Raw genomic sequence first — 26,713 nt, 5'->3', positions numbered from 1 at the left:
CTTCCTCCGCAACGACGTTGGCACGATGCTAGTGCGCGGGATCGCGGAGCGCAAATCGCGGTCCGCAGAACAGCCCCTCAGAGCACGTGATCGACGGCCTCGTCGATGGCGGCATAGACCGTCTCGACATCCCTGGCGGTGACGCAGTAAGGCGGCATGACGTAGATCGTGTGGCCAAGCGGACGCAGCAGGACGTCGCGGTCGCGAAAGAAGGCTTGCAGCTTGGGGCCGACCTCGGCGAGGTAGCCGGGCTCGTCGGCGTGGAGATCGAGCGCGGTGATGGTGCCGCAGCGCCGCAGGTCGGCAAATCGCTCGTCGTAACGCAAGCGGTCGAGGCAGCGCTCCTGCGCGGCCGCGACGGCGGCGATCCGGGCGCGCGTCTGCGGCTGCCGCAACAGCTCGAGATTGGCGCTCGCCGCCGCGCAGGCGATCGGATTGGCGGTGTAGGAGCTGGAGTGAAAGAACGTGCAGGCGCGGTCGGTCGAATAGTGCGCCTCGAAGATAGCGGGACTGCACAGCGTAACCGCAAGCGGCATCGCGCCTCCAGTCAGTCCTTTAGCGTAGCAGGCGATATCGGGGGCGATGTCCGCCTGCTCGCAGGCGAACAACGTGCCGGTGCGGCCCCAGCCGGTCATCACCTCGTCGGCGATGAACAGCACGCCGAACGCCTTGCAGATCCGGTGCATCTCGCGCAGCACCGCGGCCGGATACATCAGCATGCCGCCGGCGCCGAGCACCAAGGGCTCGACGATGAAGGCGGCCGGCCGGTCCTTCTCGCAAAATGTAGCGAGCGCATCCAGAGTCGCCTGTTCCCTGCCTTGCGCTGGAAACGGGACGACGGCGACGTCGAACAGCAGCGGCTCATAGGCCGCATTGAACACGCCGCGCGCGCCGACCGACATCGCGCCGATGGTGTCGCCGTGATAGGAATGCTGCATCACCACGATGCGCGTGCGCGACTCGCCGATGTTCCTGAAATAGCCGAGCGCCATCTTCAGCGCGACCTCGACGCTGGTGGCGCCGCTGTCGGAGAAGAACACGTGCGTGAGGCTCGGCGGCACCAGCGCGAGCAGCCCGGCGGCAACCTGCTCGGCCGGCTCATGGGTATGACCGGCGAAGATGACCTGATCCAGCCGCTCGGCCTGATCCTGGATCGCGCGCACGATATGCGGATGGCAATGGCCGTGCGTGACCACCCACCAGGACGCGATCGCATCGATGATCCGCCTGCCGTCGGCGGTGAAGAGATAGGCGCCCTCGCCGCGCGCGACCGGTGTCATCTCGGGCTGGAGGGCGTGCTGCGTGAAGGGATGCCAGATCGGCGAGGCTGCGTTGCGCGTCATCCTTCGAAATCCGTGCGCTGGAATTGAGTACCGAACACGTGCTGCAGCGATCGCGCCGTCAGCGGCGTGACCCAGGGCAACCGGCCGAGGCGCCTCACCTCGCCGAGCCGGCAGATCGTATCTTCGTTGTCGTCGTGGCCGTCGCCGATGAAGGCGATGCCGAGCACGTCGATGCCGCGACTGCGCAGCGCCGCCAGCGACAGCAGCGAGTGATTGATCGTGCCGAGACTGGTGCGCGCGCAGAGCACGACCGGGAGCTGCCAGCGCGCGAAGACGTCGAGATAGAGCGTTCCGGAATCGAGCGGCACCATGACCCCGCCGGCCCCCTCGATCACGACAGGCCGGCCGACGGCCTGCGGAGGACGGAGGCGGAGCGGATCGATGCTGATGCCCGCGAGGCGCGCCGCGCGATGCGGCGAGGCCGGCTCGGCCAGCCGATAGGCTTCGGGCAGCACGCGGTCGTCGCCGAGCTCGGCGAGCCGCTGGACGCAGCGGGCATCCGTCTCCTCGGCAAGGCCGGCCTGGACCGGCTTCCAATAGCAGGCCCCGAGCAGCGCCGTGAGGCCGGCGGCGAACACCGTCTTGCCGATCCCGGTGTCGGTCCCGGTGACCACGATGCGCAGCGTCATGGCCGCAGCCCTCCGATCTCGTCGGAGAGCGCATCGAGCAGCGCCGCGATGGCCGCCTCGTCGATATTCAAGGTCAGCGACAGCCTGAGCCGCGCCGTGCCCGGCGGCACCGTCGGCGGGCGGATACCGCGGACGTCGAAGCCCCGCGCCTGCAGCGCTGCAGCCAGGTTCATCGCGCGCGCATTGTTACCGACGATGCAGGGAATGATCTGCGACGGCGACCAGCTTTCACCGAAGCGCGCGGCGATCGCGCCATGGGCGAAGACAACGAGCTGCGCCAGCCTCCGCTGCCGCTCCGGCTCTTCGCGCAGGATCGCAAGCGCTTCCGCCACCGCCACCGCCATCAGCGGCGACGGCGCCGTGCTGAAGACGAAGGGGCGGCAGCGATTGATCAGCGTGTCGCACAGCACGCGGCTTGCGGTGACCAGCGCGCCGGCGGCGCCCAACGCCTTGCCGCAGGTGTGAACGGTCACGATGCTCTCGCGCCCCTCGTAGGCTGCGGCAAGACCGCGGCCCTGCGCGCCGTGGACTCCGGTCGCGTGGGCCTCGTCGATCAGCAGAAAGGCATCGTGGCGCTCGGCGATCGCGATCAAATCTTCCAGCGGCGCGAGATCGCCATCCATGCTGTAGAGGCTTTCGACGACGATCCAGGGCCGGCCCACCCCGCCGCTCCTGCGCCAGATCAGGATCGCGTCCTCGGCCGACTGGGCGTTGTTGTGGATGAACTGGCACGTCTCGGCACGGCCGGCGCGCGCGCCTTCATGGGTGCTGGCATGAACCAGCGCATCGAGCACCAGCAGGTCGTCGCGCTGCGGCAGCGTGGTGAGCACGGCGAAGTTCGCCATGTAGCCGGAGCCGAAGAACAGCGCGCTCTCGGCACCGAAGAAGCGCGCCGCGTCCGCCTCGAGCCGTTCGTGCTCCTCGCAATTGCCCCGCAGCAGGCGCGAGCCGCCGGCGCCGACCGGCGTGCCGGCCTCCATGGCCGCGGCGACCGCGCGCTTCATCCGCGGAGCCTGTGCGAGACCGAGATAGTCGTTGGAGGAGAAATCGAGACCGGCCCGTGGACTGAGGCGCCGCAACCGGTCATCGGCCGCGAGTCTCTGCAGACCGTCGGAATAGATCGCCAATCTGTCGGACGGCATGGGCATGGCTCCGCTCTGTTTCGGTCAGCCGCAGGCGTGGACCGGCACGACAAGGCAGTTCCGTGGGCGCGGTCGCCCCGAGATCGCGATCAGGCTCGAATCAGGCCGGGGACGACGCGTCCGCGCTCTCTCTCGCGGCGGCCGGCACGGCCGGGCGCGCCGACAGCGACGAGGTCATGCCGAGACGCGCGAGCAGATCGGCGTCGCGGTCGGCTTGCGGATTGGCCGTGGTCAGCAGCACGTCGCCGATGAAGATGGAATTGGCGCCGGCGAGCAGGCACAGGCTCTGCAGCTCGTCGCTCATATATTGGCGGCCCGCGGACAGCCGCACCACGCTGGCAGGCATCAGGATCCGCGCAACCGCGATCAATCGCACGAGCGCAATCGGATCGGGCCGCGCGGCCGTATCGTTGACCGGCACGCCCTTCACCTCGTTCCATAGGTTGATCGGCACGCTGTCGGGATGCTCATCGAGATTGGCCAGCAGCACCAGCATGCCGACCCGGTCATCGACCTCCTCGCCCATGCCGATGATGCCGCCGCAGCACACCTTGATGCCGGCCTGGCGCACATGCGCGAGCGTGTCGATGCGGTCCTGCAGCGTGCGCGTGGTGATGATGCGGTCGTAGAACTCGGGCGATGTGTCGACATTGTGATTGTAGAAGTCGAGCCCGGCCGCTTTGAGCCGCTCCGCCTGCGGCGGGGTCAGCATGCCCAGCGTGACGCAGGTCTCCATGCCGAGACCCTTCACTGCGCTGACCATGTCGCAGACCTGATCGAGGTCACGATCCTTCGGACTGCGCCAGGCCGCGGCCATGCAGAAGCGCTCGGCTCCCGCTGCCTTGGCACGCCGCGCGGTGGCGACCACCTCGTCGCGATCCAGCAGCTTCGTCGCCTTGAGCCCGGTGTCGTAGTGCGCGCTCTGCGAGCAGTAGCCGCAATCCTCCGGGCAGCCGCCGGTCTTGATGCTGAGCAGGCTCGCCGTCTCGACGCGGGTGGGATCGAACTGCCGACGATGCGCCGACTGCGCCAGGAACATTAGTTCCGGAAATGGCAGGCGGTAGAGCGCCTCGGCCTCGTCTCTGGTCCAGTCATGACGGATGGCATTGCCAACCGCCATTCGATCAGGGCCCGCGCCGCTTCGATCTATCATGCTCGCTCCACAGCAAATTATAGATTATCATAGATATTATCTATGATTTTTCTGTATTTGAGCACCGTATCGGACGAGAGCTTCCGCTGCATTGGTTTTTTCGATAGATAATCTATGACTATGCCGGACGAGAATCTCACCACCGCTCAGCGGATCGCCGAAGCCATCACCGACCGCATCGTCAGCGGTGCGCTGCCGCCCGACGCGCCGTTGCGGCAGGACCACGTCGCGCGCGAGTTCAACTCCAGCCACGTGCCGGTGCGCGAGGCATTTCGGCAGCTCGAAGCGCTCTATCTGGTGGTCGCGGCACCGCGACGCGGCGTGCGGGTGGCGCCGCTGGATGCGAAGTCGACCAGGGAGATCGTCGAGATGCGCACAGCGCTCGAGGTGATCGCGCTGCGCAATGCCGCGCCGCGCTATACGCCGACGCATCTCGCCGCGATCGAGCTCGCGCTGATCGAAGCCGACAATGCCGAGACCATTCAGGAGTTCGAGACAGCGAACCGCGCCTTCCACCGCGCGCTGGTCACGCCCTGCGCGATGCCGCGGCTGCTGGCGAGCCTCGACGGACTACGCCTCGCGAATTCGCGGCTGGTGCTGGCGATGGCGCGCAATGCCGGCTGGCGTCCGCGCACCAACCAGGATCACCGCCTGATCCTGCAGGCCCTGCGCGCCCGCCAGATCGGCCACGCCTGCGAGCTGTTGACGCGGCACAACCAGACGATCGAGCGGTTGGCGCGGCCGGGCGTGTAGCCGGCTTCAACCCGTTCCTTGCGACCGGGCGCATACCGCCATGCGCCCGCGACGGCTGGGGCGCCCGTCTGTTCGAGTGTACATGCTGATCCGGACGCGCCCCGCGAGCCGAAGGTCCCCAAAGGTCTCCATGTCCAACCGCCACCACGCTTCGAAGCTCGCCGGCAACGGCACGGCCGACGGCCTGCCGCCTGGCAAGCGGCCCTGGGCGATCGCCGCGATCTTCACGGCGCTGTCGATGGCCTCGCTCGACGTCGCCATCGCCAACATCGCGCTGCCATCGATCTCGGCCGATCTCCACGTCTCGCCGGCGGAGGTGGTCTGGGTCGTCAACATCTATCAGATCGCGCTGGTGGCGACGCTATTGCCGCTCGGCGCGCTCGGCGAGATCGTCGGCCATCAGCGCATCTATCTCGGCGGCCTCCTGCTGTTCACGCTCGCCTCGGTCGGCTGCGCGCTGGCGTGGTCGCTGCCGACGCTGGTGGTTGCCCGCGCGCTGCAGGGCCTTGGCGCCAGCGGCATCATGAGCGTCAACACCGCGCTGGTGCGCTACGTCTATCCTGGAAAAATGCTCGGCCGCGGCCTCGGCCACAATGCGCTCGTGGTCGGGATCTCCTTCACCTTCGGCCCGACCATCGCCTCCGCCATTCTCTCGCTCGGCTCGTGGCCGTGGCTGTTCGCGATCAACCTGCCGTTCGGTCTGATTGCGATCGCGATCGGCATGACGATGCTGCCGCGCACGCCGCGCGCCGACCACGGCTTCGACTTCCTCGGCGCGGCGCTGGCTGCGCTCTGCCTCGGCCTGTTCATCATCGGCATCGGCAGCGCCGCGCATGGCGCGACGCCGGCCATGGTGGTGGCCGAGCTGGTCGCAGCGCTCGTGCTCGGCGTCATCCTGGCCCGCCGCCAGGCCGATCATCCCGCGCCGATGCTGCCGATCGACCTGTTCCGCCGCGGCGTGTTCGCGCTCTCGGCGGCGACCGCCGTATGCTCCTTCTCGGTCCAGGGCCTCGGCTTCGTGTCGCTGCCGTTCTACTTCGAGGACATTCTCCAACGCTCGCAGGTCGAGACCGGGTTCTTCATGACGCCCTGGCCGCTCGCCGTGACGATCATGGCGCCGATCGCCGGCCGGCTGTCGGACCGCTTTCCCGCCGGCCTGCTCGGCGGCATCGGCCTGGTGATGCTCGGATCCGGCATGGCGCTGCTGGCCATGCTGCCGGAGAACCCGAGCATCGCGAACATCGTCTGGCGCATGCTGATCTGCGGCATCGGGTTCGGCTTCTTCCAGGCGCCGAACATGAAGGCCATCATGTCGAGCGCCCCGCCCCATCGCAGCGGCGGCGCCAGCGGCATCGTCGCAACGGCCCGATTGACCGGCCAGACCACGGGCGCGGCGCTGGCCGCCCTGTGCTTCAGCCTTGCGGGGCGCGAAGGTGCCACCCTTGCCTTGGCCCTCGGCGCAGGTTTCGCCGCGCTGGGCAGCGTGATGAGCTTCCTGCGGCTTGCCGTAGCTCCGCCGCGCGGCCCATGAGCCGAAGCAACTACAACCCCGGTTCATCACAGATCTTCCCGCGCGGCAAACGCATATTCTTGATTTGAAGGATGCAAACGTTCGCGCCACATTGCAGCCTTCTGTTCAACTGGCGAGTTGAACGAAAGGGATCTGCGATGGCAAACCTCACGATCAACGGACAATCCTATGCTCTGGACGTCGAGCCCGACACGCCGCTGCTGTGGGCGATCCGCGAGAACGCCGGACTGACCGGCACCAAATATGGCTGCGGCATCGCACAATGCGGCGCCTGCACCGTGCATCTCGACGGCGCCGCCGTGCGTTCCTGCGGCGTCACCGTCTCCGAGGCCGTCGGCAAGCAGATCACGACCATCGAGGGACTCGCCAGCGACGGCGGCCTGCACAAGGTGCAACAGGCGTGGCTGGAGAACGACGTTCCTCAATGCGGCTACTGCCAGAGCGGCATGATCATGGCCGTCGCCGCGCTGTTGAAGGACAATCCGAAGCCGAGCGACCAGGACATCAACGACGCCATCACCAACATCTGCCGCTGTGGAACCTTCGCGCAGGTGCGCGAGGCGATCCACGCCGCTGCCAACGCCTGAGGAGGACGGCATGAACCAGCATGTGACGCCGCGCCTCAACCGCCGGTCCTTCGTCATCGGCACCGCCGCGCTCGGCGGTGGCCTCGCGCTCGGCCTCGACCTCCCGTTCGGTGGCCCGCAACTCGTGCGCGCCGCGGATGGCTCGCCCGAGGTCAATGCCTGGGTCGTGATCCGGCCCGACGACACCGTGGTAGTCCGCATCGCCCGCTCGGAAATGGGCCAGGGCTCGCTCACCGGTCTCGCTCAGCTCGTCGCGGAAGAACTTGCCTGCGACTGGAGCAAGGTGACGACCGAATATCCGACGCCCGGCCAGAACGTCGCCCGCAAGCGCGTGTGGGGCGATTTCTCCACCGGCGGCAGCCGCGGCATCCGCTCTTCGCAGGACTACGTCCGCAAGGGCGGCGCCGCCGCGCGCATGATGCTGATCCAGGCGGCCGCCGACGAATGGAAGGTTCCGGTGGCCGAATGCACCGCCGCCAACAGCGTCATCACCCACAAGGCCTCGGGCCGCACGACGACCTACGGCAAGGTGGCGGAAGCCGCCGCGAAGCTGACGCCGCCCACCGACGTCAAGCTGAAGGATCCGAAGGACTGGACCCTGATCGGCAAGGGCGTGAGACGGCTCGACACCGCCGACAAGGTCACCGGCGCGATGATCTACGGCGCCGATATGAAGCTGCCGAACATGCTCAACGCCGCGATCAAGGACTGTCCGGTCACCGGCGGCAAGCTGAAGAGCTATGACGAGGCCAAGATCGCCGGCATGAAGGGCGTCAAGAAGGTGGTGGCGATCGACGGCACCGCGGTGGCCGTCGTCGCCGACACCTGGTGGCACGCGAAGACGGCGCTCGATGCGCTGCCGATTGTCTGGGACGAAGGAGAGAACACCAAGGTCTCTTCGGCGTCGATCGCCAAATGGCTCGCGGAAGGATTGGACTCCGGGCCGGCCTTCGTCGGCAACGAGAACGGCGATGCCAAGGCCGCGCTGGCGAGCGCGGTGAAGAAGGTCGAGGCGGTCTACGACTATCCCTACCAGAACCACGCCACGATGGAGCCGATGAACGCGACCGCGCTCTACACGGCCGATCGCTGCGAGGTGTGGTGCGGCACGCAGAACGGCGAGGCGGCGTTCGCCGCGGTGCTCGAAGCCTCAGGGCTTCCGGCGGACAAGTGCGAGGTGCACAAGCTGATTCTCGGCGGCGGCTTCGGCCGGCGCGGCCAGACCGACTATGTCCGCCAAGCCGTGAAGATCGCCAAGGAGATGCCGGGCACGCCGGTCAAGCTGCTGTGGTCGCGCGAGGAGGACATGACGCATGGCCGCTATCACCCGATCACGCAGTGCAAGCTGACCGGCGGCTTCGACGCCGACAACAATCTGACCGCGCTGCACATGCGCATCTCCGGCCAGTCGATCCTGTTCAGCCTGCGGCCCGACGCGCTGGTCAACGGCAAGGACCCCGCGACCTTCCAGGGGCTCGCGCCATCGGGCGAAGCCACGATCGGCTACTCCGTGCCGAATTTGCTGATCGAACACGCGATGCGCAACCCGCACATCAATCCGGGCTTCTGGCGCGGCGTCAACGTGAACCAGAACGCGATCTATCTCGAATGCTTCATGGACGAGCTCGCCAATGCGGCCGGCCAGGATCCGCTGGAATTCCGCCGCAAACTGATGGCCGATCATCCCAAGCATCTGGCGGTGCTGAACGCCGTGGCCGAGAAGATCGGCTGGGACACGCCGGCGCCGGACGGCGTTCATCGCGGGCTGGCGCAGCTCCATGGCTATGGCAGCTATGTCGCGGGCGCCGCCGAGATCTCGGTGATCGACGGCACCAAGATCAAGATCCACCGCATCGTCGCCTCGACCGATCCCGGCTACGTGGTCAATCCGGCGCAGGTGGAGCGGCAGATCGCGGGCTCGTTCGTCTACGGCCTGTCGGCGCTGTTCTACGGCGGCTGCACGGTGAAGGACGGGCGCATCGAGCAGACCAACTTCGACAGCTACAACTCGATGCGGATCAGCGAGATGCCGAAGGTGGAAGCGATCATGATCCCGAGCGGCGGCTTCTGGGGCGGCGTCGGCGAGCCGACCATCGGCGTCGCCGCGCCCGCGGTGCTGAATGCGTATTTCGCTGCCACCGGCAAGCGCATCCGCTCGGTGCCGCTGCGCGCCCAGAACATCACCTTCGCATGACCCACGTGGCGGCAGCCGTTGGGAACAATGGCCGCCGCCGTGCTATTGCAAGATGATGACGATGTCCCGGCAGCGCACGCGCAGAGAGGTCGGCGGCCTGATCGCGGCAAGCGTTGCCATGATCGCCGCCCCTGCCGTGCTGCGCGCACAAGCGATGGCGCGCGTCATCGTGATCGGCGGCGGCTTCGGCGGCGCCAGTTGCGCCCGCGCGCTGCGCCAGGCGGATGCGAAGCTCGACGTCACCCTGGTCGAGGCCAACAAGACCTTCACGGCGTGTCCGCTCAGCAACGAGGTCATCGCCGGCCTGCGCGATATCAATGCCCAGCAGTTCGGCTATGACAAGATCGCGGCCGAAGGCGTGCGCGTCGTGCTGCAGGCGGCCACCGCGATTGATGCGCCAGGGCACAAGGTCACGCTCGCCGACGGCACGACGCCCGCCTACGACCGTCTTGTGCTTGCACCGGGCATCGACATCGATGTCACCGCGTTGCAAGGCTACGACGAAGCCGCGTCAAGCGTCATGCCGCACGCCTACAAGGCCGGCGAGCAGACGCTGCTGCTGCGGAAGCAGATCGAGGCGATGCCGGATGGCGGCACCGTCGCCATCGCGGTGCCGGCCAATCCGTCGCGCTGCCCGCCCGCGCCTTACGAGCGCGCCAGCCTGATCGCGCATTATCTCAAGGCGCACAAGCCGAAGTCGAAGGTGCTGATCCTCGATGCCAAGGACAGCTTCTCGCAGCAGAAGCTGTTCGAGCAGGCGTGGCAGCAGCTCTATGCCGGAATGATCGAGCGTATCCCGCTGTCGCAGGGCGGCCGCGTCACCGGCGTCGACGTTGCCACGCGCACCGTCGTCACCGAGTTCGGCAACTACAATCCCGATGTGACCAACATCATCCCGCCGCAGAAGGCCGGCCGCATTGCCTCGCTCGCCGGCGCGGCCGACCGCACCGGCTGGTGTCCGATCGATGCCGCGACCTTCGCCTCGAAGCTCGTCCCGGATGTCCACGTCATCGGCGACGCCTGTCTCGGCGGCGGCATCCCGAAATCGGCCGGCGCCGCGCAGGCGCAGGGCAAGGCGTGTGCGGCCGTGATCGTGCGCGATCTGACGGGACGGCCGTCGGAGCCGCCGCCGCTGACCGGCATCTGTTACAGCATCGTCGCGCCGGACTACGCGTTCTCGCTGGCAGGCGTTTATCAGCCCAAGGGAGACATCTTCGCCGAGGTCGAGGGCGGCCGGAGCAGCCCGGTCGACGCACCGCGCGAGACGCGCGCGCGTGAGGCCGACGCGGCGACGGCCTGGTTCAAGGCGCTGACCCATGATGCCTTCGGCTAGCTTTGTCATCGCCGCGATCGTCGCCGCCCTGCCCGCCGCTGGCGCGGCGCAGACACTCGCGCCCACTACGATCACCGGCGACGGCATCGCCTCTTCCCTCACCGGACGGCCCGGCGACGCCGCCCGCGGCCGCGCGCTGGTGGTCGCGCGCAGCTCGACCTGCCTCCTCTGTCACTCCGGCCCGTTTGCGGAGGTACGCTTCCAGGGCGATCTCGCGCCCAGCCTTGCCGGCGCCGGCAGCCGTTCCACGCCCGCGCAGCTCCGCCTGCGGCTGGTCGATGCCTCCAGGCTCAATCCGGAAACGATCATGCCGTCCTACTACCGCGTGGATGGGCTGACGCGCGTCGGTTCCGCCTGGCGCGACAAGCCGATCCTGTCGGCGGAGCAGATCGAAGACATCGTCGCCTATCTCGCGACCTTGCGCGAGTGAGCCCATATGATTGGCATGTTCGAATCGTCCCACATCTCGCGCCGCCACCTGCTGCAACTGGCGGGAACGCTGACCGCCGCCGGCGCGCTGCCGCTGATCACGGTCCGGCCTGCGCAGGCGACGCCGGCGATGCTCGCGTCGGCGATCCGCAATCTCGTCGGCGAGGCCAATGTGACTGTCGGCAAGGTCCGGCTCGACATCCCGCCGCTGGTCGAGAACGGCAACACCGTGCCGATGACCGTCAGCGTCGATCATCCGATGACGCCTAACAGCTACGTCAAGAGCATCCACGTCTTCAACGAGAAGAATCCGCAGCCCAACGTCGCCAACTTTCACCTGACAGCGAGCGCCGGCCGCGCCCAGGTGACGACCCGCATCCGGCTCGCCGACACGCAGAAGGTCGTGGCGATCGCAAGACTGTCCGACGGCTCGTTCTGGTCGGCGAGCGTCGACGTCATCGTGACCTTGGCCGCCTGCACCGAGGAGATGCCGTGATGCCTGCCGCCCTCGTCAACGTTCCCGCCAAGGCCAAGCGCGGCGCCGTCATCGAGATCAAGACGCTGATGAGCCACGTCATGGAGCCGGGCTATCGCCATACGGCCGCAGGCGAAGCCATCCCGCGCGACATCATCACCAGCTTCACCTGCCGCTTCAACGGCACCGAGATCTTTCGGGCCGATCTGTTTCCCGCCATCGCCGCCAATCCGTTCCTGTCGTTCTTCACCACCGCGCGCGAGAGCGGCCGCTTCGAGTTCGAATGGATCGGCGACAACGGCTTCGTTTCCAGCGCCTCGGCGACGATCACGGTCGAATGATGCGGAGCGCGCTTCTCGCGGTCACAGCTTTGCTGGGCGCAGCGTTGCCTGTCGTCGCGGGTGAGATTGCGGAATCCGCGCGCCGCTCCGGCTATGACTTCATGTCGTCCGACACCAGGGCGATGCAGGACGACGACACCGCCAATCCCGCGATGCTGTCGGTGCTCGATGGTGAGACGCTGTGGACGACGAAAGCGGGCACGGCGAACAAATCCTGCAACGATTGCCATGGCGAGGTCGACGTCAGCATGAAGGGCGTCGCCGCGCGCTATCCGGCCTTCAATGCCGCCAGCGCCGCTCCGGTCGATCTCGGCCAGCGCGTCAATCTCTGCCGCAGGCAGCATCAGGAAGCTGAGCCGTTCGCCCCTGAGAGCCGCGAGCTGCTGGCTCTGACAGCGCTGATCGCCCGGCAATCGCGCGGCATGCCGATCACCGCCGGCGACGATCCGCGGCTGGAGCCGTCAGTTGCGCGCGGGCGCGAGCTGTTCATGCAGCGGCAGGGCCAGCTCAACCTCGCCTGCTCCAATTGTCACGATGACAATTGGAGCAAGCATCTTGCCGGCTCCGCGATCACGCAGGGACAGCCGACGGGCTATCCGATCTACCGGCTGGAATGGCAAGGCATGGGCTCGCTGCAGCGCCGCCTCCGCGGCTGCATGACCGGCATCCGCGCGCAAGCCTTCGACTTCGACGCGCCCGACATGATCGCGCTCGAGCTCTACCTGATGTCGCGCGCGCGTGGCATGCCGATGGACGCGCCGGCGGTGCGGCCATGAGTGCGTCGAACCAAACCACGACGCAACCAACCAAGATCGGATTGATGGGGCAACGGAGCCGCGATGCCCCGCCTCTCCTTCACCGATCCGCATGCGCAGGGACGCATCGGACCGACCCGGATGCGTCGCTGTTCGCCCTGCCGGCGTTCCACCGTCATTCCGGGGCGATCGGCAACGCGAAGGCGCAAAGCGGCTGCGCGTTGACGATCGATCCCGGAATGACGGTGGTCGTGACGTCATCGGACTACTCCGCGGGCGCCGCCTGCATCTCCGCATGCGGAACGTAGCTCTCGGACATGCCGAGCCGGCCCAGCGCGAACAATCCGCCGGCGACCACGACATAGGCCAGCGCCACCGCGGGCGTCACGCCGAGGCCGACCGCTTCACCGTGCATGAAGCCGAAAAAGGTCATGACGGCACCGGCGAGCGCGAACGCCGCCGCCTTGGTGAAGTCGCGCTCGATCACGAACACGCCGATCGCGCCGAGCACGAGCCCGGCGAGAATCGAGCCGCCGCCCATCACCTCCAACCCATGATAGAGCACGCCCTGCTGCGGCAGCGCGGCGATCGCAGCGGTCTTGACCGCATCGACCTTGTCGGCGGCGAGGCCGCCTACGGTTTGTGCCGCCGTCACCGTCGAGGCCAGCATGGTGTCGATCTGCAGCTTGGCCCAGGCGGCGAGATGCGGCGTGAAGGCGAGCACGATCGCGGGCGCATGCTTGACCGGCGTGGTCTGGAACGCCTGCGCACCGATCAGCATGCCGATGTAGAGCAGGATCGGCGAGATCGCGACCACCGGCACCAGTGCCAGCAGCACCGAGATGATGCCGAGCCAGGACAGCACGATCACCATCAGCCCGGTCGCCGCGGAGTAGCCGATGCGGCCGCCCATCGCCTTCCAGCCGGGATGGCCGATATAGACGGCGTTGATGAAAGGATTGCCCATCATGCAGCCGATCAGGCTGACGATGCCGTCGGCGGTCAGCACGCGCGTGGTCGGATATTCGTCGCCCGCGGCTTCCGCGCTCTCGACATTGTCCATGGCCTCGACGAGGTCGTAGATGCCGAACGGGATCGCGGTCACCAGGATAACACCGAGATATTCGAAGCCTGAGAACACCGTGCCGAACGCCGGCAGCGGCACCGAGAAGCCGAAGCTCGCAAAGGCATCGCCGACGCCCTTGAGGCTGAGGCCACCGAGGCCGAGACCGAACAGGTTCGAGCCCCAGGCGATGACCATGCCGACCGCGATGGCGACGAGCCCGGCCGGCAGCCCCTTGGGATATTTCACGCCGCCAAACCAGCTCACCAGAATGATCGCGAAGCACACCAGGCCGATCTGCGGCGTCATGTACATCTCGAGCGCCGGGCGCATCGAGATGAAGGTGACGGAGACGCCGGCGAGCGTGCCGAGCAGCGCGGCGCGCGGCGTGATCCTGCGGATGTACGGCGCGACAAAGCCGCCGATCATCAGGATGAAGCTCTGGAAGAACACCCAGACGAGGCCGGCCGACCAGCCCTTCAGGGGATCGCCGGTCTTCAAGGTGATCGGCAGCATGATCACGAAGGTAACGATGAACATGTGCGGCACGCTGACCCCCGAGGGCAGCGCGCAGACGTCGCTGCGTCCGGTCTTCTGCGCGAGGCGATAAGCGAGGAAGGCGTAGTAGAACGTCGACAGGCACATCATCAGGCCGAGCGCCGGCAGGATGCGGCCGAACACCAGGCTGTCGGGCATCTTCAGCACGAAGCGCAGGAGCCCGGTGAGCACGAGCATGTTGACGAGGATGTTGGTGCCGAAACCGAAGAATGCGTTCCAATCGCCGGGTGTCCACAGCACCGGCTTGAAATCCGCCTTGACCGCGCTTGCCGTCCCGCTTCCGCTCATTGCCTTGCTCCCCTGTTGCTGTCAGCGCCTACATCGTCGAATTCATCCGTCTCAACTCGTCTCTCGGCTCATCTCTCAGTTCATCGCCTTCAGGACCGCGGCCGAGTCCGCGACCCAGCCGAAGATGCCACCCTGGGCCTTGATCATCCTCAGGCCCATCTCGTGGAATTCCGGAAAGTAGGACGCGCAGCCATCGGAGACGACGACGCAGCGATAGCCGCGGTCATTGGCCTCGCGCACGGTGGTGTTGACGCAGACCTCGGTGGTGACGCCGCACACCAGGAGGTTGGCGATGCCGTGCTGCTTCAGCACATCGCCGAGTTCGGTGGCGTAGAACGCGCCCTTGCCCGGCTTGTCGATTACCACCTCGCCGGCGATCGGATACAGCGCAGGAATGATGTCGTGCCCCGGCTCGCCGCGGATCAGGATGCGCCCCATCGGGCCGGGATCACCGATGCGAAGGGATGGCGCGCCGCGCTCGACCTTGGCCGGCGGCGCATCGGACAGATCCGGCTTGTGGCCCTCGCGGGTGTGAATGACGAGCATGCCCATCTTGCGCGCCGCCCCCAGGACGTTCGCGATCGGCGTCACGGCGCGCGCGAGCTGCGAGACGTCGTTGCCCAGCGTCTCGCCAAAACCGCCCGGCTCCATGAAGTCGCGCTGCATGTCGATGATGAGCAGCGCCGTCTCGTCCCAGTCGAGCGCGATCGGCTCGGGCTCGGCGGCGATGCTCACTCCACCCGATGCAATTGAGTCCGCCATGGCGACCATTGCCTCCCCGCGAGAATGGCTCGCAAGTAACGAAGCAAGCGCTGTGCCATTGTGTACAATCGGCTCGCGCTTGCCGCGGATTTGGAAGAGACAACCGTTTCAATGACTTGAGAAAAGGACCTGAAGCTGCTCGATTGCCGGGCAGCCGCCCTCGCCGACGCCTCAGCTTATTTCTTGGGCGGCCGCTGCACGCGGCGCATGGTCCCGATGGTCAGCCCGTCGCGAAGGTGGGGCAACCACCTAGGTCGTAAACGTATAGAGCGTTCCGACGTTCGACTGGAACACTTTCCCCGGCATTTCGCGCCGGACCATGTCGTAGAACGGCTCGCCCGTACAATGGGCCGGCATGAGGTAATCAGGGTTGATGTCCTTCAACTCCGCGATGACCTGCTTGAAGTAGGCATCGTCGAGCGGCGGCACGAGGTGGAAGCCACCAATCACCGCGTGAACCTTGTCAACTCCCGATGCGCGCTGGGCCTGCCTGATGGTGTTGATGACGCCACGATGGCTGCACGAGGTCAGAATCACCAGACCTTTTCCCTTCAGCAGGAAATTGGTCCCGATCTCGTGCTCGAAGTCGTCCACGACGAACTCGCCGGCGTTTTTCGCCGGCGAGACCTTGTCCGGGAAGCAGCCGAATCCATTGGCGATGCCGACCTTCTCGCGACTGGGACTGAGCGGCTTTTCAAAGCTGCTCTGCGCGATCTTGCCCGTCGTGAACGCATGATCGGCAACGACGGCCGGCCCGTCCGCCATCATCAGGATGAGGTTCGACTCCTTGATGGCCTAGCGATCGAGCGCCCCGAACTGACCACCATTCCCGACGGTCCGCGTGCAGAAACAGTCTTCACCGCCGACGAAGAAGGGCAGATCCTTCTTAAGCTTGCCCTTTGTCGCGGAGAGAAACCCCACCATACCGCCGAAGTGATCGTAATGGCCATGGCTGAGGACGAGCGCGTCGAACTCTTCGGGCTGGATCTTCAGGATCTCCATGTTGGTCAGCAGCGTGACCGGATTGTATCCGAAATCGACGAGGATATTGCGGACCTCATTGTCACGCTGGGATTCAGCGTGCATCGAGAGGCCCCATTCCCCGACCAGGGTGGCGCGGGGCGGCGCATCCGGTGTTTCATTGCCCTGCATGCGCGCGATCGAGAGGTCACCGAGCTTTTGCGATATCCCGAAGCGACGGACAATGATGTCGCTGACCATGCGAACCTTCAAGCGATCGACCTGCGGCACGGCTCCGCCGAGTGCCTGAGCCCTTGCGCTCCGCCCGCTCCCGACCAGCGTGCCCACCATCGCGGACACAAAGCCCGCGCCGCCGGCGCAAAGCAGGTGGCGTCTCGACAACGACGGCGATCGAGTCATCAACCACACGGACCAAACAACATGGCGGCCTCCTCTCGGCACGACTTTCGGGTCGGGAGCTTAATCCTCTGGTCCCGGCAGCATTGACATCGGACAATGCGAGGGGCCCTGGAGGGCGATGGAGCAGCGCTTGTCGGGTTCCGTCTGGCCCAAGGCGCCGCCCGGCCCCGAACGCGATGTCCGTTCTTCAGGCCAGAGCCGATCTACCGCAGTCCAACGCCAAGCAGCGGCTTGCGCCCCAATGCGGACTACCGAGATTGAGCACGCCAAGGGCGGTTGGGGACGCCCCCCGACGCGCATTGAGCAATGTCTGCAGGATTTGGGCACTGAAAATGGTTCTGCCTCGCGCACCGCATACCTTATAAATGATGCGTGGGAAGGCGAGGCTCGAATGACTGACTTGGAAAGCTTCATCGTCAACCAGAACCTGGTTCACTACAAAGCGCTCCTGCGAGAGGAGACGGATCCGCATAAGAGCCGCATATTGCTCCGGCTGATCGAGAATGAAATGGGGAAACTACCCGCCTCCGCGAAGCGCATCGAGATACCTAAGTCGAGATAGCCAAGATGTCCGGCTTTCAATGACCTAATTATACTTTCGTCTCCTCGGTGTGACCGCCCCTGGATCGTTCACCAGTGACACCGAACGAATTGGGCCGTCGAATGTCACATTCGACGGCCCAATTTTCGAGCGCGAGGCGCCGAGCAAAGCTCAACAGCCGATTTTCGTTTGTAAGTAGTGTGAGTTGTCTGTCTGTGGGGGAACTGATGGCGCTGACGCAGAGCGAGTGGTCGCAAACGTATCCTCGCGCCGCATTGCGGGGTGTTCTGGCGGACGCTGCAAGAACGATACCCGAAGCAAAGCGGACACCTTCCTTGATGGCATGCCTCGCCGAGAAGATCTTGGCCTCGGCGGCTGACGGCCAAGAGAAGCCGGTCGATCTATGTCGCCGCGCCATCGAGAAGGTGCAGGAATCTTGTCCTGACTGCCGCGCATGCCTTGGCTTGCAAGCAGCCCACAACAGCGGTCGCTCGCACGAAAAACTGTAGATTTCCGGTCGCAGCCTGTTACGTGGAGTGACAGACATATGGGCGCATCCGAGCCACCTTGGCTTAACTGCTTCAGGCATTCATCTAAATCCCCCGCAGAGAATTGGTGCGCCTTTGAGTCGCCGGTGTGTGTCGGGTGTACGAATGCCGTGTCGTCTCACCCTTCAGTGGGCGCTCACAAAGATCCTATGAAGTCCGAGGAGATCGAAGGCTGGTTTCGCGGTCTCAAGTCGTGCAAGGTTTCTGATGGCATGAGAGATTAAGGTCACCCCGCCGATGTCGGCACGTGCCCTTTCCCGACTTGTCGACCGAGGTCCAAATGCGTCTGCTTGCCTGACCTGACCGGGCCTCATTGTTGATGGATTGACCCGGGCGGCGCGGTCCGGGGGCGGCCCATCGCCTTCCAGCTTAGAGAGTGCGCATCCGACGCACATGATTGCCCTGTTGATCTCGGTCAATGGGCGGGCTCGTATTGAGATCAAGGTCGCGCAACTTCGCAGTAGGACACTCCATGATCAAGCGATTAGTTACAATGGTGACGTGTTCTGTGCTCAGTTTGATCGGAGATGGTCCAACTGGAAAGCTGGTCCTCGTCGGCGGCGTCCACAGGACGCCCGGGGGTCTCGCCCTAACCCAAATGCAGGAAGGAACCGCAACGATCGAGATGAAGGACGGAAGGGCAGTTGGCTTAGCCGGGTCCGGCAAGGCCCTCATCAAGTTCACGTCGGGCGCGTTGGCAGGCCTGTCCGGCAAGACCCCCAAGTTCGTAACGAAGTCAATTGGCTTCAACCGCTTCGACATCCTGTGGTCGGAGTAGCTCCGCCTATCGGTCGCTTGCGCCCCCCGGGTCGGGGAGAGTTGCCGCCCTTGTTCCAGCGCAGGCCATGATCCGGTCCATGCAACCCAAGCTCTAGGTCTTCGGTTGCTCGTTCCTTCGAACGACGAAATGGAGAAAGGCATGAACAGCCAGCCAGCGTTCAATCGCGGATCGTCCACCGAAATCGCCGGGCAGATCGACGCCGTTGCCTGGGCCGTGTTCTTCATCTGGGTCGGCATCGCCATGCTGGTGCCGGTGCCCTGGGAATGGTTTCTCATGGGTGTTGGCATCCTCATCCTCGCGGCGGAGTATGCCCGCTGGCAGATGGACATCAGGATCGAAGGCTTCTGGGTCGCTTGCGGGGTCGTGTGCTTCGCAGGGGGGCTTTGGGCGCTTCTCAACTTGCCTTGGCCACTGGCTCCGATCCTGATCATTGGTCTCGGAGTGTGGTTGCTTGCTAAGATCATCGTGGATGCTAACCGTTGACCAGCCGCCCTCTGGCCATCCTGTGTAGCAAGCCGTCTTGGGCCCAGCGGTGCATCGGTCCGGAATCTGGGCTCCAGCCGACGTTCCGGACAGCGTCCCGCAAGGTCCATGGCCACCTTGAACTTTGGGTAGAAACATGCTGCGTATTTCCAGAAATCGCGGTTGTCTGCGCGCATCCCGCCTCACTGCGGAGGCGCGTTGCGCGCGATCGTCACGACACGCGAGGCGGGGAGCGATGGCCGCGAGAGATCGCAGTGTGTCTTCGGATGCGCGGACGAACGATCGCTTGCGGACGTGAAGTCGCAGCGTCCTGACACCCCGATGCTGGTGTCCCGCGCAATGCGCAAGCGTTGTCGCGAATGGTGGCCAACAAGCCCGGCGCACCAGGGAGACTGCGTATAAGCGTGAAGACCATCGCGCAGGGAATGCCGGCTACGGCAGCACCTGTGGTACCTGCCGCCTGCATTTTTTCAGCAGGCGGGCCATGGGTGAGGCCTTCACCCGGCATTCCCTGCGCCCTCTGCACTATCAGGAGGGACCGAACTGATCGCAGAACTCGGGCGCGACGCGCCGCGGGAACGAGACCTTATACCAATCGCTGTTTGAAGCGTATATCCGACCCACCCACCGCTGTCGTCCCGGGCAAGCCGTGACGCGCGACAGCGCGGCGCGGCGCCGACCCGGGACCCATACGCCGCGGCGGACGTGTGGCGCGAGGTGCTCACGACGCACCTGCCTCAAACTGCTCCCTGGGGTTATGTGTCCCGGCGTTCGCCGGGGCGACAGCTGTGGTCGTGGCTGCAGCTCAGCATCTCACGAATGCAATGCTAAGACGCCTGCCTTGCCGCCGGCTTGCGCTCCACCGGGTGGATGTCGATGCCGCGCAGTCGTCCCAGCCGCAGCACGTCCATCGCGATGGTACGGCCGATGCGGTCGCGGTCGAGCACGCGGATCAGGTCGTCGACGCCGTTGATCTCGACCCCGTCGAGCCTGATCACGACGTCGCCAGGCAGCAGGCCGGCGCGAGCCGCGGGCCCGTCCGGCTCGATCTGCATCAGCAGCGCGCCCATCTTGTTCTCGACACCGGCGAGCAACGCATGTCGCCGCGGCACCGGCGCGGTCTGCCCGGACACGCCGATATAGGCGCGGCGGACATAGCCGTGGCGGATAATCTCCGACAGCACGAACTGGGCGGTGTTGCTCGCGACCGCAAAGCAGATGCCCTGCGCGCCCTGGATGATGGCGGTGTTGATGCCGATCACCTCGGCCGCAGACGACACCAGCGCGCCGCCAGAATTGCCGGGGTTGAGCGCCGCATCGGTCTGGATGACATCCTCGATCATGCGGCCCGACACCGAGCGGATCGAGCGCCCCAGCGCCGAGACGACGCCGGCGGTGACCGTCGATTCGAACCCGAGCGGGTTGCCGATCGCGACCACGAGCTGGCCGCGGCGCAGACTCTTGGAATTGCCGAGCGCGGCGTAGCGCAGGTCGCGCGCGTGGTTGGCGCGCAGCAGCGCCAGATCGGTGTCGGGATCGACGCCGAGCACCTGCGCATCGGTGACGACGCCCTCGACGTCGCGCAGCCGGATGCTCTTGGAGGAGCCGACCACATGGCTATTGGTCAGCACGAGGCCGTCGGGCGAGATCACGATGCCCGAGCCGAGCCCGCCGCGGGAGCCGGCGGTCGCCCCAGCCTTGGGGCCGGTTTCGACACGCACGACCGCAGGACCGACGCGCTCGGTGACATCGATGACGGCATTGGAATAGGCGTCGAGCAGCGCGCGGTCGTCGGCCGGCGCAGCAGCAGACGCGCGCGACGGCGACAGCGCGCCGGCAAGATCGGAGGTAAAGTCCAACATGGCAAGATTTCCTTCGCCCGGTCAGATGGGTAGCAGCCGCCCCCCGCGCAAGGTGGCCGTCCGGCGGCACCGTTCGGCGCCGCCCTTGGCGAGACTCACGCGCGCTGTGATAGGACTTCGGCCGGGTATTTGATGAATGTGATTGCGGGAGGAAGCATGCGGCTGCGAGACCGGCTGTTGTCGTTGTGTGGGGCCATGGTGCTGGGAGCCGGCATGACCGGCGCGTCGCTGGCCGCAAGCGCCACGGTGCGCAGCGGCGACACGATCCAGCTCGGCGACACGGTGTTCCGGCTCGACGGCATCGATGCGCCGGAGGTCGACCAGCTCTGCATCGACGATCACGCCGATTCCTGGAGCTGTGGCGTCGAGGCGCGCGAGCAGCTCGGCAAGCTGATCGGCGGCCGCGCGGTGCGCTGCGACGATCTCGGTCCGGACAAGCCGCTCAAGACCCGCAGGATCGGCCTCTGCACCGTCGACGGCGACAGGGTCAGCCTCAACCAGCAAATGGCGCGCGCAGGTTTCGCCGTCGGCGCCGACCCGGCCGCGAAGGCGCGGGTCAAGGACGATGTCGCCGCGGCCAAGGAGGCGCTGCGCGGACTCTGGAAGGGCTGCTTCGTCGCGCCGGCCGAGTTCCGCACCGACAAGAAGGACGGCGCCCTGCTCGGCGCCGCCTGCCGCACCGACCGCGACCGCGAGATCCGTGCCGTGCTGTTCCCGGACGCGCCGAGCGCGCCGCCGGGCTGCAGCATCAAGGGCAAGTTCGCGGTGCGAGCGCGCGTCACCGGCAACATCGGCATCTATCATCTGCAGGGCTGCCCGAGCTATCCCGCGACCACCGAGCCCGATCGCTGGTTCTGCTCCGAGGACGACGCAAGGGCCGCCGGCTTCCGCCGCGCCTTCAACTGCCGCGCGCCGAAGAAGTGAGTCACAGGTGGTGGTGCGGCGCTCAGCGGCTCACGCGCCAGATCGTGCCATTGCCGTCCTCGGAAATGAGAAGGCTGCCGTCGCGCGCCACGGTGACGCCGACCGGCCGGCCCCAGACCTCGCGGTCATTGAGGACGAAGCCGGTGACGAAATCCTCGTATTCGCCGGTGGGCACGCCGTCCTTGAGCCTGACCCGAATCACCTTGTAGCCGGTGCGCTTGGACCGGTTCCACGAGCCGTGCTCCGCCGCGAAGGCGTCGCCGCGATACTCCGGCGGGAACAGATTTCCGTCGTAGAACGTCAGACCGAGCGAGGCCGAATGCGGTTGCAGCAGCACGTCAGGCACGGTGATCTTGCCCTTGAGGTCCGGGCGCTCGCCGGCATGGCGCGGGTCAGGGTTGTCGCCGATGTAGTACCAGGGCCAGCCGTAGAACCCGCCCTCCTTCACGCGCGTGACGTAGTCCGGGACCAGATCGTCGCCGAGCCCGTCGCGTTCGTTGGTCGAGCACCACGGCGTTCCGGTCGTGGGCTGGATGGCGAGGCCGACGCAGTTGCGGATGCCGGTGGCGAACAGGCTGCGGTTGTTGCCGTCGGGATCGAACGCGAGCACGCCGGCACGGTCGGCCTCCCCGCCCCAGGCCGCGCCGAGCGGGTGCGCCTTGATCCAGGCACTGATTCCGCCGGCAGGCTCTCCCAGCGCCTCGCCGACATTGCCGACGGAGCCGACCGACACCAGCATGCGCTTGTCGTCCCTGGTGAAGACAACATCGCGGGTCGAATGGCCGTAGCCGGCCGGCAGATCGGGCACGACGACCTGCAGCGGCCCATGCGCCTTCATGTCGCCGGCACGATAGGGAAGGCGCATGACGCGCTCGGTGCTCGCGACATAGACCCATTGCGGATCGGCACTCGGATAGAACGCAATGCCGAAGGGATGGCCGAGCCGGTCGGCGAAGATCTCGCTCGACGCGACCTTGCTGCCGTCCTCGCTTGGGCGCAGCACGCGGACGCGCCCTGCCCGGGTCTCGGCGACGAAGATGTCACCATTCGGCGCGGTGCGAATGATGCGCGGCCCGCTCAGCCCCTCGGCGAACAGCGCGATCTTGAAACCGTCGATGACCTTCGGTACGGCGGAGGCCGGTCGTTGCACCACGCGGGAGACGTTGGCTGCGGACGCCGTCGCACCCGGTTTGGGCAGGTCTTCGGGACGGATCAGCCTGATCGTGCCCGGTGCATCGCCCTGCCAGCTGCCGAACGCGTCCTTGCCTTTGAGCACCGCGGGCTGTGCTGTCGCCGCAGCCGTCACCAGCGCGCTCAAGGCGGCCACGATAGCCGTGCTCATCCGTCTCGTCATGCAGTCCTCACGCGTCTCGATCGGCCGTCAGCCTGCCCTGGTGCCGGCCCAGGGATCACGCGTCGCGGCGATGGGACGCGTTCACGACAGCGCCCCGAGCACGCCGCGCGTCGCCTGGTCGATCTCCTCGACATAGCGGCGGCGCGCGAAGGACTCGGTCAGGAAGCCGATCACCTTGCGGCTGTTCTCCGACTCCAGCACGGCCAGCACCTCGGCGCCGGAATCGTCGAAGATCTTCATCGCCGTCTTGACGTTCATTTCGGGCAACAGCGCGACGTCGAAATATTTGGCGAGCTCGACCACCTGGATCTCGTCGGCAATGGAATCCAATTCGCCCGAGAACAAATCGGGCAAGGAGACCAGCCCGCAATAATCGTCGCTGTTGTTCACCACCACCACGGCCTGGCGCGTGCCCAGCGCGAACTCGCGCCGGCAGGCCGCGATGCTCGTCGTGGTCGGCACCTTCCCGACGTCGGAGCGCATCAGCCGCTCGACCGTGAGGTTGCGCAGCCAGCCGACATCGTTGGCGCTGCGGATGGTCTCGCCGCGCAGATGCAGGCGCCAGGTCGAGAACGAGTGGCCGAACAGGACGCGGACGCACACCGAGGTCACGATGCAGGCGGCCAGCACAACGGCGGTGACGTCGACGCTGCGGGTCATTTCCAGCACCAGGAACGACATCGTCAGCGGTCCGCCGACGATGGCGACACCGAGCGTCGCCATGCCGGTAAGCATCGCCACCAGCGGGTCGATCGCGAGCCCGAGGCCGGCCAGCGCGAGCAGGCCCGCAAACAGCTTGCCGAGCAGACTGCCGACGAACAGCGAGGCGAAGAACAGACCGCCGCGGAAGCCCGAGGCCAGCGAGATCAGGCAGGCGGCGAGCTTGAGCACGATGATGGTGGCGATCATGCCGACCGCCATCTCGCGATGCAGGTCGAGCAGCATTGCGCCGTGGCCTGCCGCCAGCACCTGCGGCGTCACGATCGCCATGGCGCCGACACAGACCCCGCCGATCACCGGGCGCAGCCACACCGGAATGCGGACGAACAGCCGCTCGACCGTCGGCGAGGCACGCATCACCACGATGCCGATGCCGGCGACGAGGAGCGCCAGCACGAACAGCGCGATGTATTGCTCGAAGCCGACCGCGCCGACCTTGGCGACCTCCAGCGAATACGGCGCGCCGGCGAGATATTGCGAGGTCAGCGCACCCGCCAGCGAGGCCGCCAGGATCGGCGCCGCGCTGCCGACGGAGTAGACGCCGACGATCAGCTCACAGGCATAGAACGCCCCCGTGATCGGCGCGCCGAAGGCGGCCGCAATGGCGGCGGCCGCACCGCAGCCGAGAATGAGGCGCATATCGTTGCGGCGGAGCGTGAGATACTGCCCAAGCAGCGAGGCGACGCCGGCGCCGATCTGGGTGTAGCCGGCCTCGAGCCCGACCGACGCGCCGGAGCCGTTGGAGACCAGGGTCTGGCCGCTCACCACGATGCTGTCGCGCATCGACAGCCGTCCGCCGCGCAGCGCATTGGCCTCGACGGGGTCGACCGCGGCCGCGATCTTCCAGCGCCGCCGCAGCCATTCCATGATGCCGAGCGCAAGGCCGCCGCAGGCGGGCGCGATCAGGGCGACCACCGGGTTGACCCAGGTATGAGCGCTGAGCCGGACATCGATCGGGATGCCGTAAATGACCACATGCGCGACTTGCGCGATCAGGCTCATCACCGTCACGATCGCACCCGTCGCAACGCCGATCACCAGGGCCAACGGTATCAGGTAGAACTCATTGCTGCGCAGCAGTGCCCGCAGCCGCGTGACCACCCGGTTCGAAGCCTTGCGATCGATGATATGCGACAGCGTCGACAGCACGGAGAGCCGTTTCTTCTAAGATGAGGCCTCGCCGTGGCAATAACCCGTCGCAACTAGCGGAACAAGCGCGAATTCCTTTCCGGTCGAAACGTGGTTGACTGGTCCGGAAAGTGGAACCGCCGCGGCTCGCGCGATCCGCTCCTCAACTGCGCCACCGCCGAGGTCACAAGCGGCCCAGGTGCAAAACGACGGCGCCCGCCACGGGAGACTCCGCAACGGGCGCGCGCAACTCAAATCGAGGAGATGTACCGTTCAGACCCGCTCGATGATGATCGCGGGTGCCATGCCGCCGGCCGCGCACATCGTGACCAGGCCGCGCTTGAGATCGCGCCGCTCGAGCTCGTCGAGCAGCGTCCCGATCAGGATGGAACCGGTGGCGCCGATCGGATGTCCCAGCGCGATCGAGCCGCCGTTCACATTGACCTTGGCGCGGTCGAGCTCGAGGTCGCGGATGTACTTCTCGGCGACGACGGCGAACGCCTCGTTGATCTCGAACAGGTCGATGTCATCAAGCTTGAGCCCGGCCTTGGCCAGCACCTTGCGCGTCGCCGGCACCGGGGCGTTCAGCATCAGGGTCGGGTCATCGCCCATATTGGCCATCGCCACGACGCGTGCCCGCGGCTTCAGGCCATGGGCCTTGGCATAGGACGGCGACGCCAGCAGGATCGCCGCCGCACCGTCGACGACGCCGGAGGAATTGCCGGCGTGATGCATGAAGTCGATCTCGAGGCCGGGATAGCGCTGCAGGATCAGGTTGCGATAGGTCGTGCCCTTCTCGTCCAGCGCGTAGTCGGCGATCGCCGGAAACGCCGGCTTCAGCCCGGCCAGCGCCTCGGCCGTGGTCTGCGGCCGGGGGTATTCCTCGTGGTCGAGCGCGAGGCTGCCGTCCTCGCGATGCACCGGCACCAGGCTCTTCTTGAAATGGCCGGCAGCGATCGCAGCCGCCGCGCGCTTCTGGCTCTCCAGCCCGAGCGCGTCGACGTCGGCGCGGGTGATGCCTTCCATGGTGGCAATGGCGTCGGCACAGACGCCCTGGTGCGACTGCGGATGCAGCGCGCGCAGATGCAGATTGCCGGCGTCCATCATCAGCGGCCCCTCGCCGCGCCGGCCGTCCATCGACATCATCTCGCAGCCGCCGGCGACGACGAGGTCCTCCTGCCCGGCCATGATCGAGCTTGCTGCGATGTTGACGCTGGTGATGCCGGAGCCGCAGAAGCGATCGAGCGTGACGCCCGAGGCGCGGATGTCGTAGCCGGCGTCGAGCGCCGACATGCGGCCGAGATCACCGCTCTGCGGCCCGCGCTGCGACGAGCAGCCCCAGATGACGTCCTCGACGTCGCCGGTGTTGATGCCGGTGCGATCGGCCAGCGCGCGCAGCACGGTGGCGCCGAGATGCTGCGGGTGCAGTCCTGCGAGCGCGCCCTTGCCGGCCTTGCCAATACCGCGCGGCGTTCTGCAGGCATCGATGATGAGCGCGTCGACCATGGTGTTTCCTTTGCCCGATACCGTTGTGAACTGACAGCCGCGCAGCGTCTCGGTGCCCCGCGCGACCCTCTTTGCTGTCGCATAGCATTGCGCATGCGGTCTCCACAACGGCGCTCGAAGCCGCCGGCGCATGACCAAAACGCACGCCAT

24 protein-coding genes are annotated in these 26,713 nt (G+C 66.4%); 12 read left to right on the top strand and 12 right to left on the bottom strand.

The window, feature by feature from the left end; all coding sequences use genetic code 11:
- Positions 1 to 77: 77 nt before the first annotated feature.
- From QX126_RS04225 to bioB, 4 genes are all read right to left on the bottom strand, one after another.
- Positions 78 to 1,343 carry an adenosylmethionine--8-amino-7-oxononanoate transaminase gene (locus tag QX126_RS04225; RefSeq protein ID WP_315779507.1) on the bottom strand — a complete coding sequence of 422 codons (1,266 nt, stop codon included), beginning with the start codon at positions 1,341 to 1,343 and terminating at the stop codon, positions 78 to 80.
- On the bottom strand, positions 1,340 to 1,972 hold the full coding sequence (gene bioD, locus QX126_RS04220; RefSeq protein WP_315779505.1) for a dethiobiotin synthase: 633 nt from the start codon (positions 1,970 to 1,972) through the stop codon (positions 1,340 to 1,342). Before bioD ends, QX126_RS04225 begins: the two co-directional genes overlap by 4 nt.
- A complete protein-coding gene (locus QX126_RS04215; protein WP_315779503.1) occupies positions 1,969 to 3,114 on the bottom strand; it encodes an 8-amino-7-oxononanoate synthase in 1,146 nt (381 codons plus the stop codon). The genes bioD and QX126_RS04215 overlap by 4 nt, the downstream gene beginning before the upstream one ends.
- 100 nt (positions 3,115 to 3,214) lie before the next feature.
- Positions 3,215 to 4,267 (bottom strand): biotin synthase BioB, encoded by a 1,053-nt coding sequence (gene bioB, locus QX126_RS04210; RefSeq protein ID WP_409999070.1) that lies wholly within the window; start codon positions 4,265 to 4,267, stop codon positions 3,215 to 3,217.
- Between the two features lie 120 nt (positions 4,268 to 4,387).
- On the opposite strand from bioB, the gene QX126_RS04205 reads away from it, so the two are divergent.
- From QX126_RS04205 to soxA, 9 genes are all read left to right on the top strand, one after another.
- The gene (locus QX126_RS04205; protein ID WP_315737704.1) at positions 4,388 to 5,020 is read left to right on the top strand and encodes a GntR family transcriptional regulator; all 633 of its coding nucleotides are present in this window, start codon (positions 4,388 to 4,390) and stop codon (positions 5,018 to 5,020) included.
- Between the two features lie 130 nt (positions 5,021 to 5,150).
- Positions 5,151 to 6,551, top strand: coding sequence for an MFS transporter (locus tag QX126_RS04200; RefSeq protein ID WP_315779501.1), 1,401 nt, complete (start codon positions 5,151 to 5,153; stop codon positions 6,549 to 6,551).
- A 137-nt stretch (positions 6,552 to 6,688) separates the two neighbouring features.
- The gene (locus QX126_RS04195) at positions 6,689 to 7,138 is read left to right on the top strand and encodes a (2Fe-2S)-binding protein (RefSeq protein ID WP_315779500.1); all 450 of its coding nucleotides are present in this window, start codon (positions 6,689 to 6,691) and stop codon (positions 7,136 to 7,138) included.
- Between the two features lie 10 nt (positions 7,139 to 7,148).
- Complete coding sequence (locus QX126_RS04190; protein WP_315779498.1) at positions 7,149 to 9,332, top strand: xanthine dehydrogenase family protein molybdopterin-binding subunit; 2,184 nt, start codon at positions 7,149 to 7,151, stop codon at positions 9,330 to 9,332.
- A 55-nt stretch (positions 9,333 to 9,387) separates the two neighbouring features.
- Positions 9,388 to 10,665, top strand: coding sequence for an NAD(P)/FAD-dependent oxidoreductase (locus QX126_RS04185; protein WP_315779852.1), 1,278 nt, complete (start codon positions 9,388 to 9,390; stop codon positions 10,663 to 10,665).
- A complete protein-coding gene (gene soxX / locus QX126_RS04180) occupies positions 10,649 to 11,095 on the top strand; it encodes a sulfur oxidation c-type cytochrome SoxX (protein WP_315779496.1) in 447 nt (148 codons plus the stop codon). Before QX126_RS04185 ends, soxX begins: the two co-directional genes overlap by 17 nt.
- A gap of 15 nt (positions 11,096 to 11,110) precedes the next feature.
- Entirely contained in the window at positions 11,111 to 11,590 is a 480-nt protein-coding gene (locus QX126_RS04175; RefSeq protein ID WP_409997772.1) for a SoxY-related AACIE arm protein, read from the top strand.
- On the top strand, positions 11,590 to 11,910 hold the full coding sequence (soxZ, locus tag QX126_RS04170; protein WP_315779495.1) for a thiosulfate oxidation carrier complex protein SoxZ: 321 nt from the start codon (positions 11,590 to 11,592) through the stop codon (positions 11,908 to 11,910). Before QX126_RS04175 ends, soxZ begins: the two co-directional genes overlap by 1 nt.
- On the top strand, positions 11,910 to 12,686 hold the full coding sequence (gene soxA / locus QX126_RS04165) for a sulfur oxidation c-type cytochrome SoxA (RefSeq protein WP_315776540.1): 777 nt from the start codon (positions 11,910 to 11,912) through the stop codon (positions 12,684 to 12,686). The genes soxZ and soxA overlap by 1 nt, the downstream gene beginning before the upstream one ends.
- Positions 12,687 to 12,930: 244 nt before the next feature.
- On the opposite strand, the gene QX126_RS04160 is transcribed toward soxA, so the two are convergent.
- The 4 genes from QX126_RS04160 to QX126_RS04145 form a co-directional block, all read right to left on the bottom strand.
- Positions 12,931 to 14,574: a regulator gene (locus QX126_RS04160; protein ID WP_315779493.1), complete on the bottom strand. Its 1,644-nt coding sequence runs from the start codon at positions 14,572 to 14,574 to the stop codon at positions 12,931 to 12,933.
- Between the two features lie 75 nt (positions 14,575 to 14,649).
- Positions 14,650 to 15,336 carry an isochorismatase family cysteine hydrolase gene (locus tag QX126_RS04155; RefSeq protein ID WP_315779491.1) on the bottom strand — a complete coding sequence of 229 codons (687 nt, stop codon included), beginning with the start codon at positions 15,334 to 15,336 and terminating at the stop codon, positions 14,650 to 14,652.
- A gap of 249 nt (positions 15,337 to 15,585) precedes the next feature.
- On the bottom strand, positions 15,586 to 16,104 hold the full coding sequence (locus QX126_RS04150; protein WP_315779489.1) for an MBL fold metallo-hydrolase: 519 nt from the start codon (positions 16,102 to 16,104) through the stop codon (positions 15,586 to 15,588).
- Positions 16,105 to 16,131: 27 nt separating this feature from the next.
- A complete protein-coding gene (locus QX126_RS04145) occupies positions 16,132 to 16,698 on the bottom strand; it encodes an MBL fold metallo-hydrolase (protein ID WP_315779487.1) in 567 nt (188 codons plus the stop codon).
- A gap of 1,579 nt (positions 16,699 to 18,277) precedes the next feature.
- On the opposite strand from QX126_RS04145, the gene QX126_RS04140 reads away from it, so the two are divergent.
- Both QX126_RS04140 and QX126_RS04135 read left to right on the top strand, forming a co-directional pair.
- Positions 18,278 to 18,583 carry a hypothetical protein gene (locus QX126_RS04140; RefSeq protein WP_315737125.1) on the top strand — a complete coding sequence of 102 codons (306 nt, stop codon included), beginning with the start codon at positions 18,278 to 18,280 and terminating at the stop codon, positions 18,581 to 18,583.
- A 141-nt stretch (positions 18,584 to 18,724) separates the two neighbouring features.
- The gene (locus QX126_RS04135) at positions 18,725 to 19,069 is read left to right on the top strand and encodes a hypothetical protein (protein ID WP_315737124.1); all 345 of its coding nucleotides are present in this window, start codon (positions 18,725 to 18,727) and stop codon (positions 19,067 to 19,069) included.
- A gap of 827 nt (positions 19,070 to 19,896) precedes the next feature.
- On the opposite strand, the gene QX126_RS04130 is transcribed toward QX126_RS04135, so the two are convergent.
- Positions 19,897 to 20,931, bottom strand: coding sequence for a S1C family serine protease (locus QX126_RS04130; RefSeq protein ID WP_315779484.1), 1,035 nt, complete (start codon positions 20,929 to 20,931; stop codon positions 19,897 to 19,899).
- A gap of 156 nt (positions 20,932 to 21,087) precedes the next feature.
- Between QX126_RS04130 and QX126_RS04125 the strand changes: the two genes are divergently transcribed.
- Positions 21,088 to 21,855 carry a thermonuclease family protein gene (locus QX126_RS04125; RefSeq protein WP_315773089.1) on the top strand — a complete coding sequence of 256 codons (768 nt, stop codon included), beginning with the start codon at positions 21,088 to 21,090 and terminating at the stop codon, positions 21,853 to 21,855.
- A gap of 22 nt (positions 21,856 to 21,877) precedes the next feature.
- On the opposite strand, the gene QX126_RS04120 is transcribed toward QX126_RS04125, so the two are convergent.
- The 3 genes from QX126_RS04120 to QX126_RS04110 all read right to left on the bottom strand — a co-directional run bounded on the left by QX126_RS04120 (position 21,878) and on the right by QX126_RS04110 (position 26,563).
- The gene (locus QX126_RS04120) at positions 21,878 to 23,209 is read right to left on the bottom strand and encodes a sorbosone dehydrogenase family protein (protein WP_315779483.1); all 1,332 of its coding nucleotides are present in this window, start codon (positions 23,207 to 23,209) and stop codon (positions 21,878 to 21,880) included.
- An 81-nt stretch (positions 23,210 to 23,290) separates the two neighbouring features.
- A complete protein-coding gene (locus tag QX126_RS04115) occupies positions 23,291 to 25,078 on the bottom strand; it encodes a chloride channel protein (RefSeq protein ID WP_315737118.1) in 1,788 nt (595 codons plus the stop codon).
- A 252-nt stretch (positions 25,079 to 25,330) separates the two neighbouring features.
- Positions 25,331 to 26,563: an acetyl-CoA C-acetyltransferase gene (locus QX126_RS04110; RefSeq protein WP_315737116.1), complete on the bottom strand. Its 1,233-nt coding sequence runs from the start codon at positions 26,561 to 26,563 to the stop codon at positions 25,331 to 25,333.
- Positions 26,564 to 26,713: the final 150 nt, after the last annotated feature.

The sequence above is a fragment of the Bradyrhizobium sp. SZCCHNPS1003 genome (genome assembly GCF_032381555.1).
Classification (GTDB): Bacteria; Pseudomonadota; Alphaproteobacteria; order Rhizobiales; family Xanthobacteraceae; genus Bradyrhizobium.
Note: the sequence above shows the minus strand (reverse complement) of the source record. Positions and strands in the feature narration are given on the sequence as shown.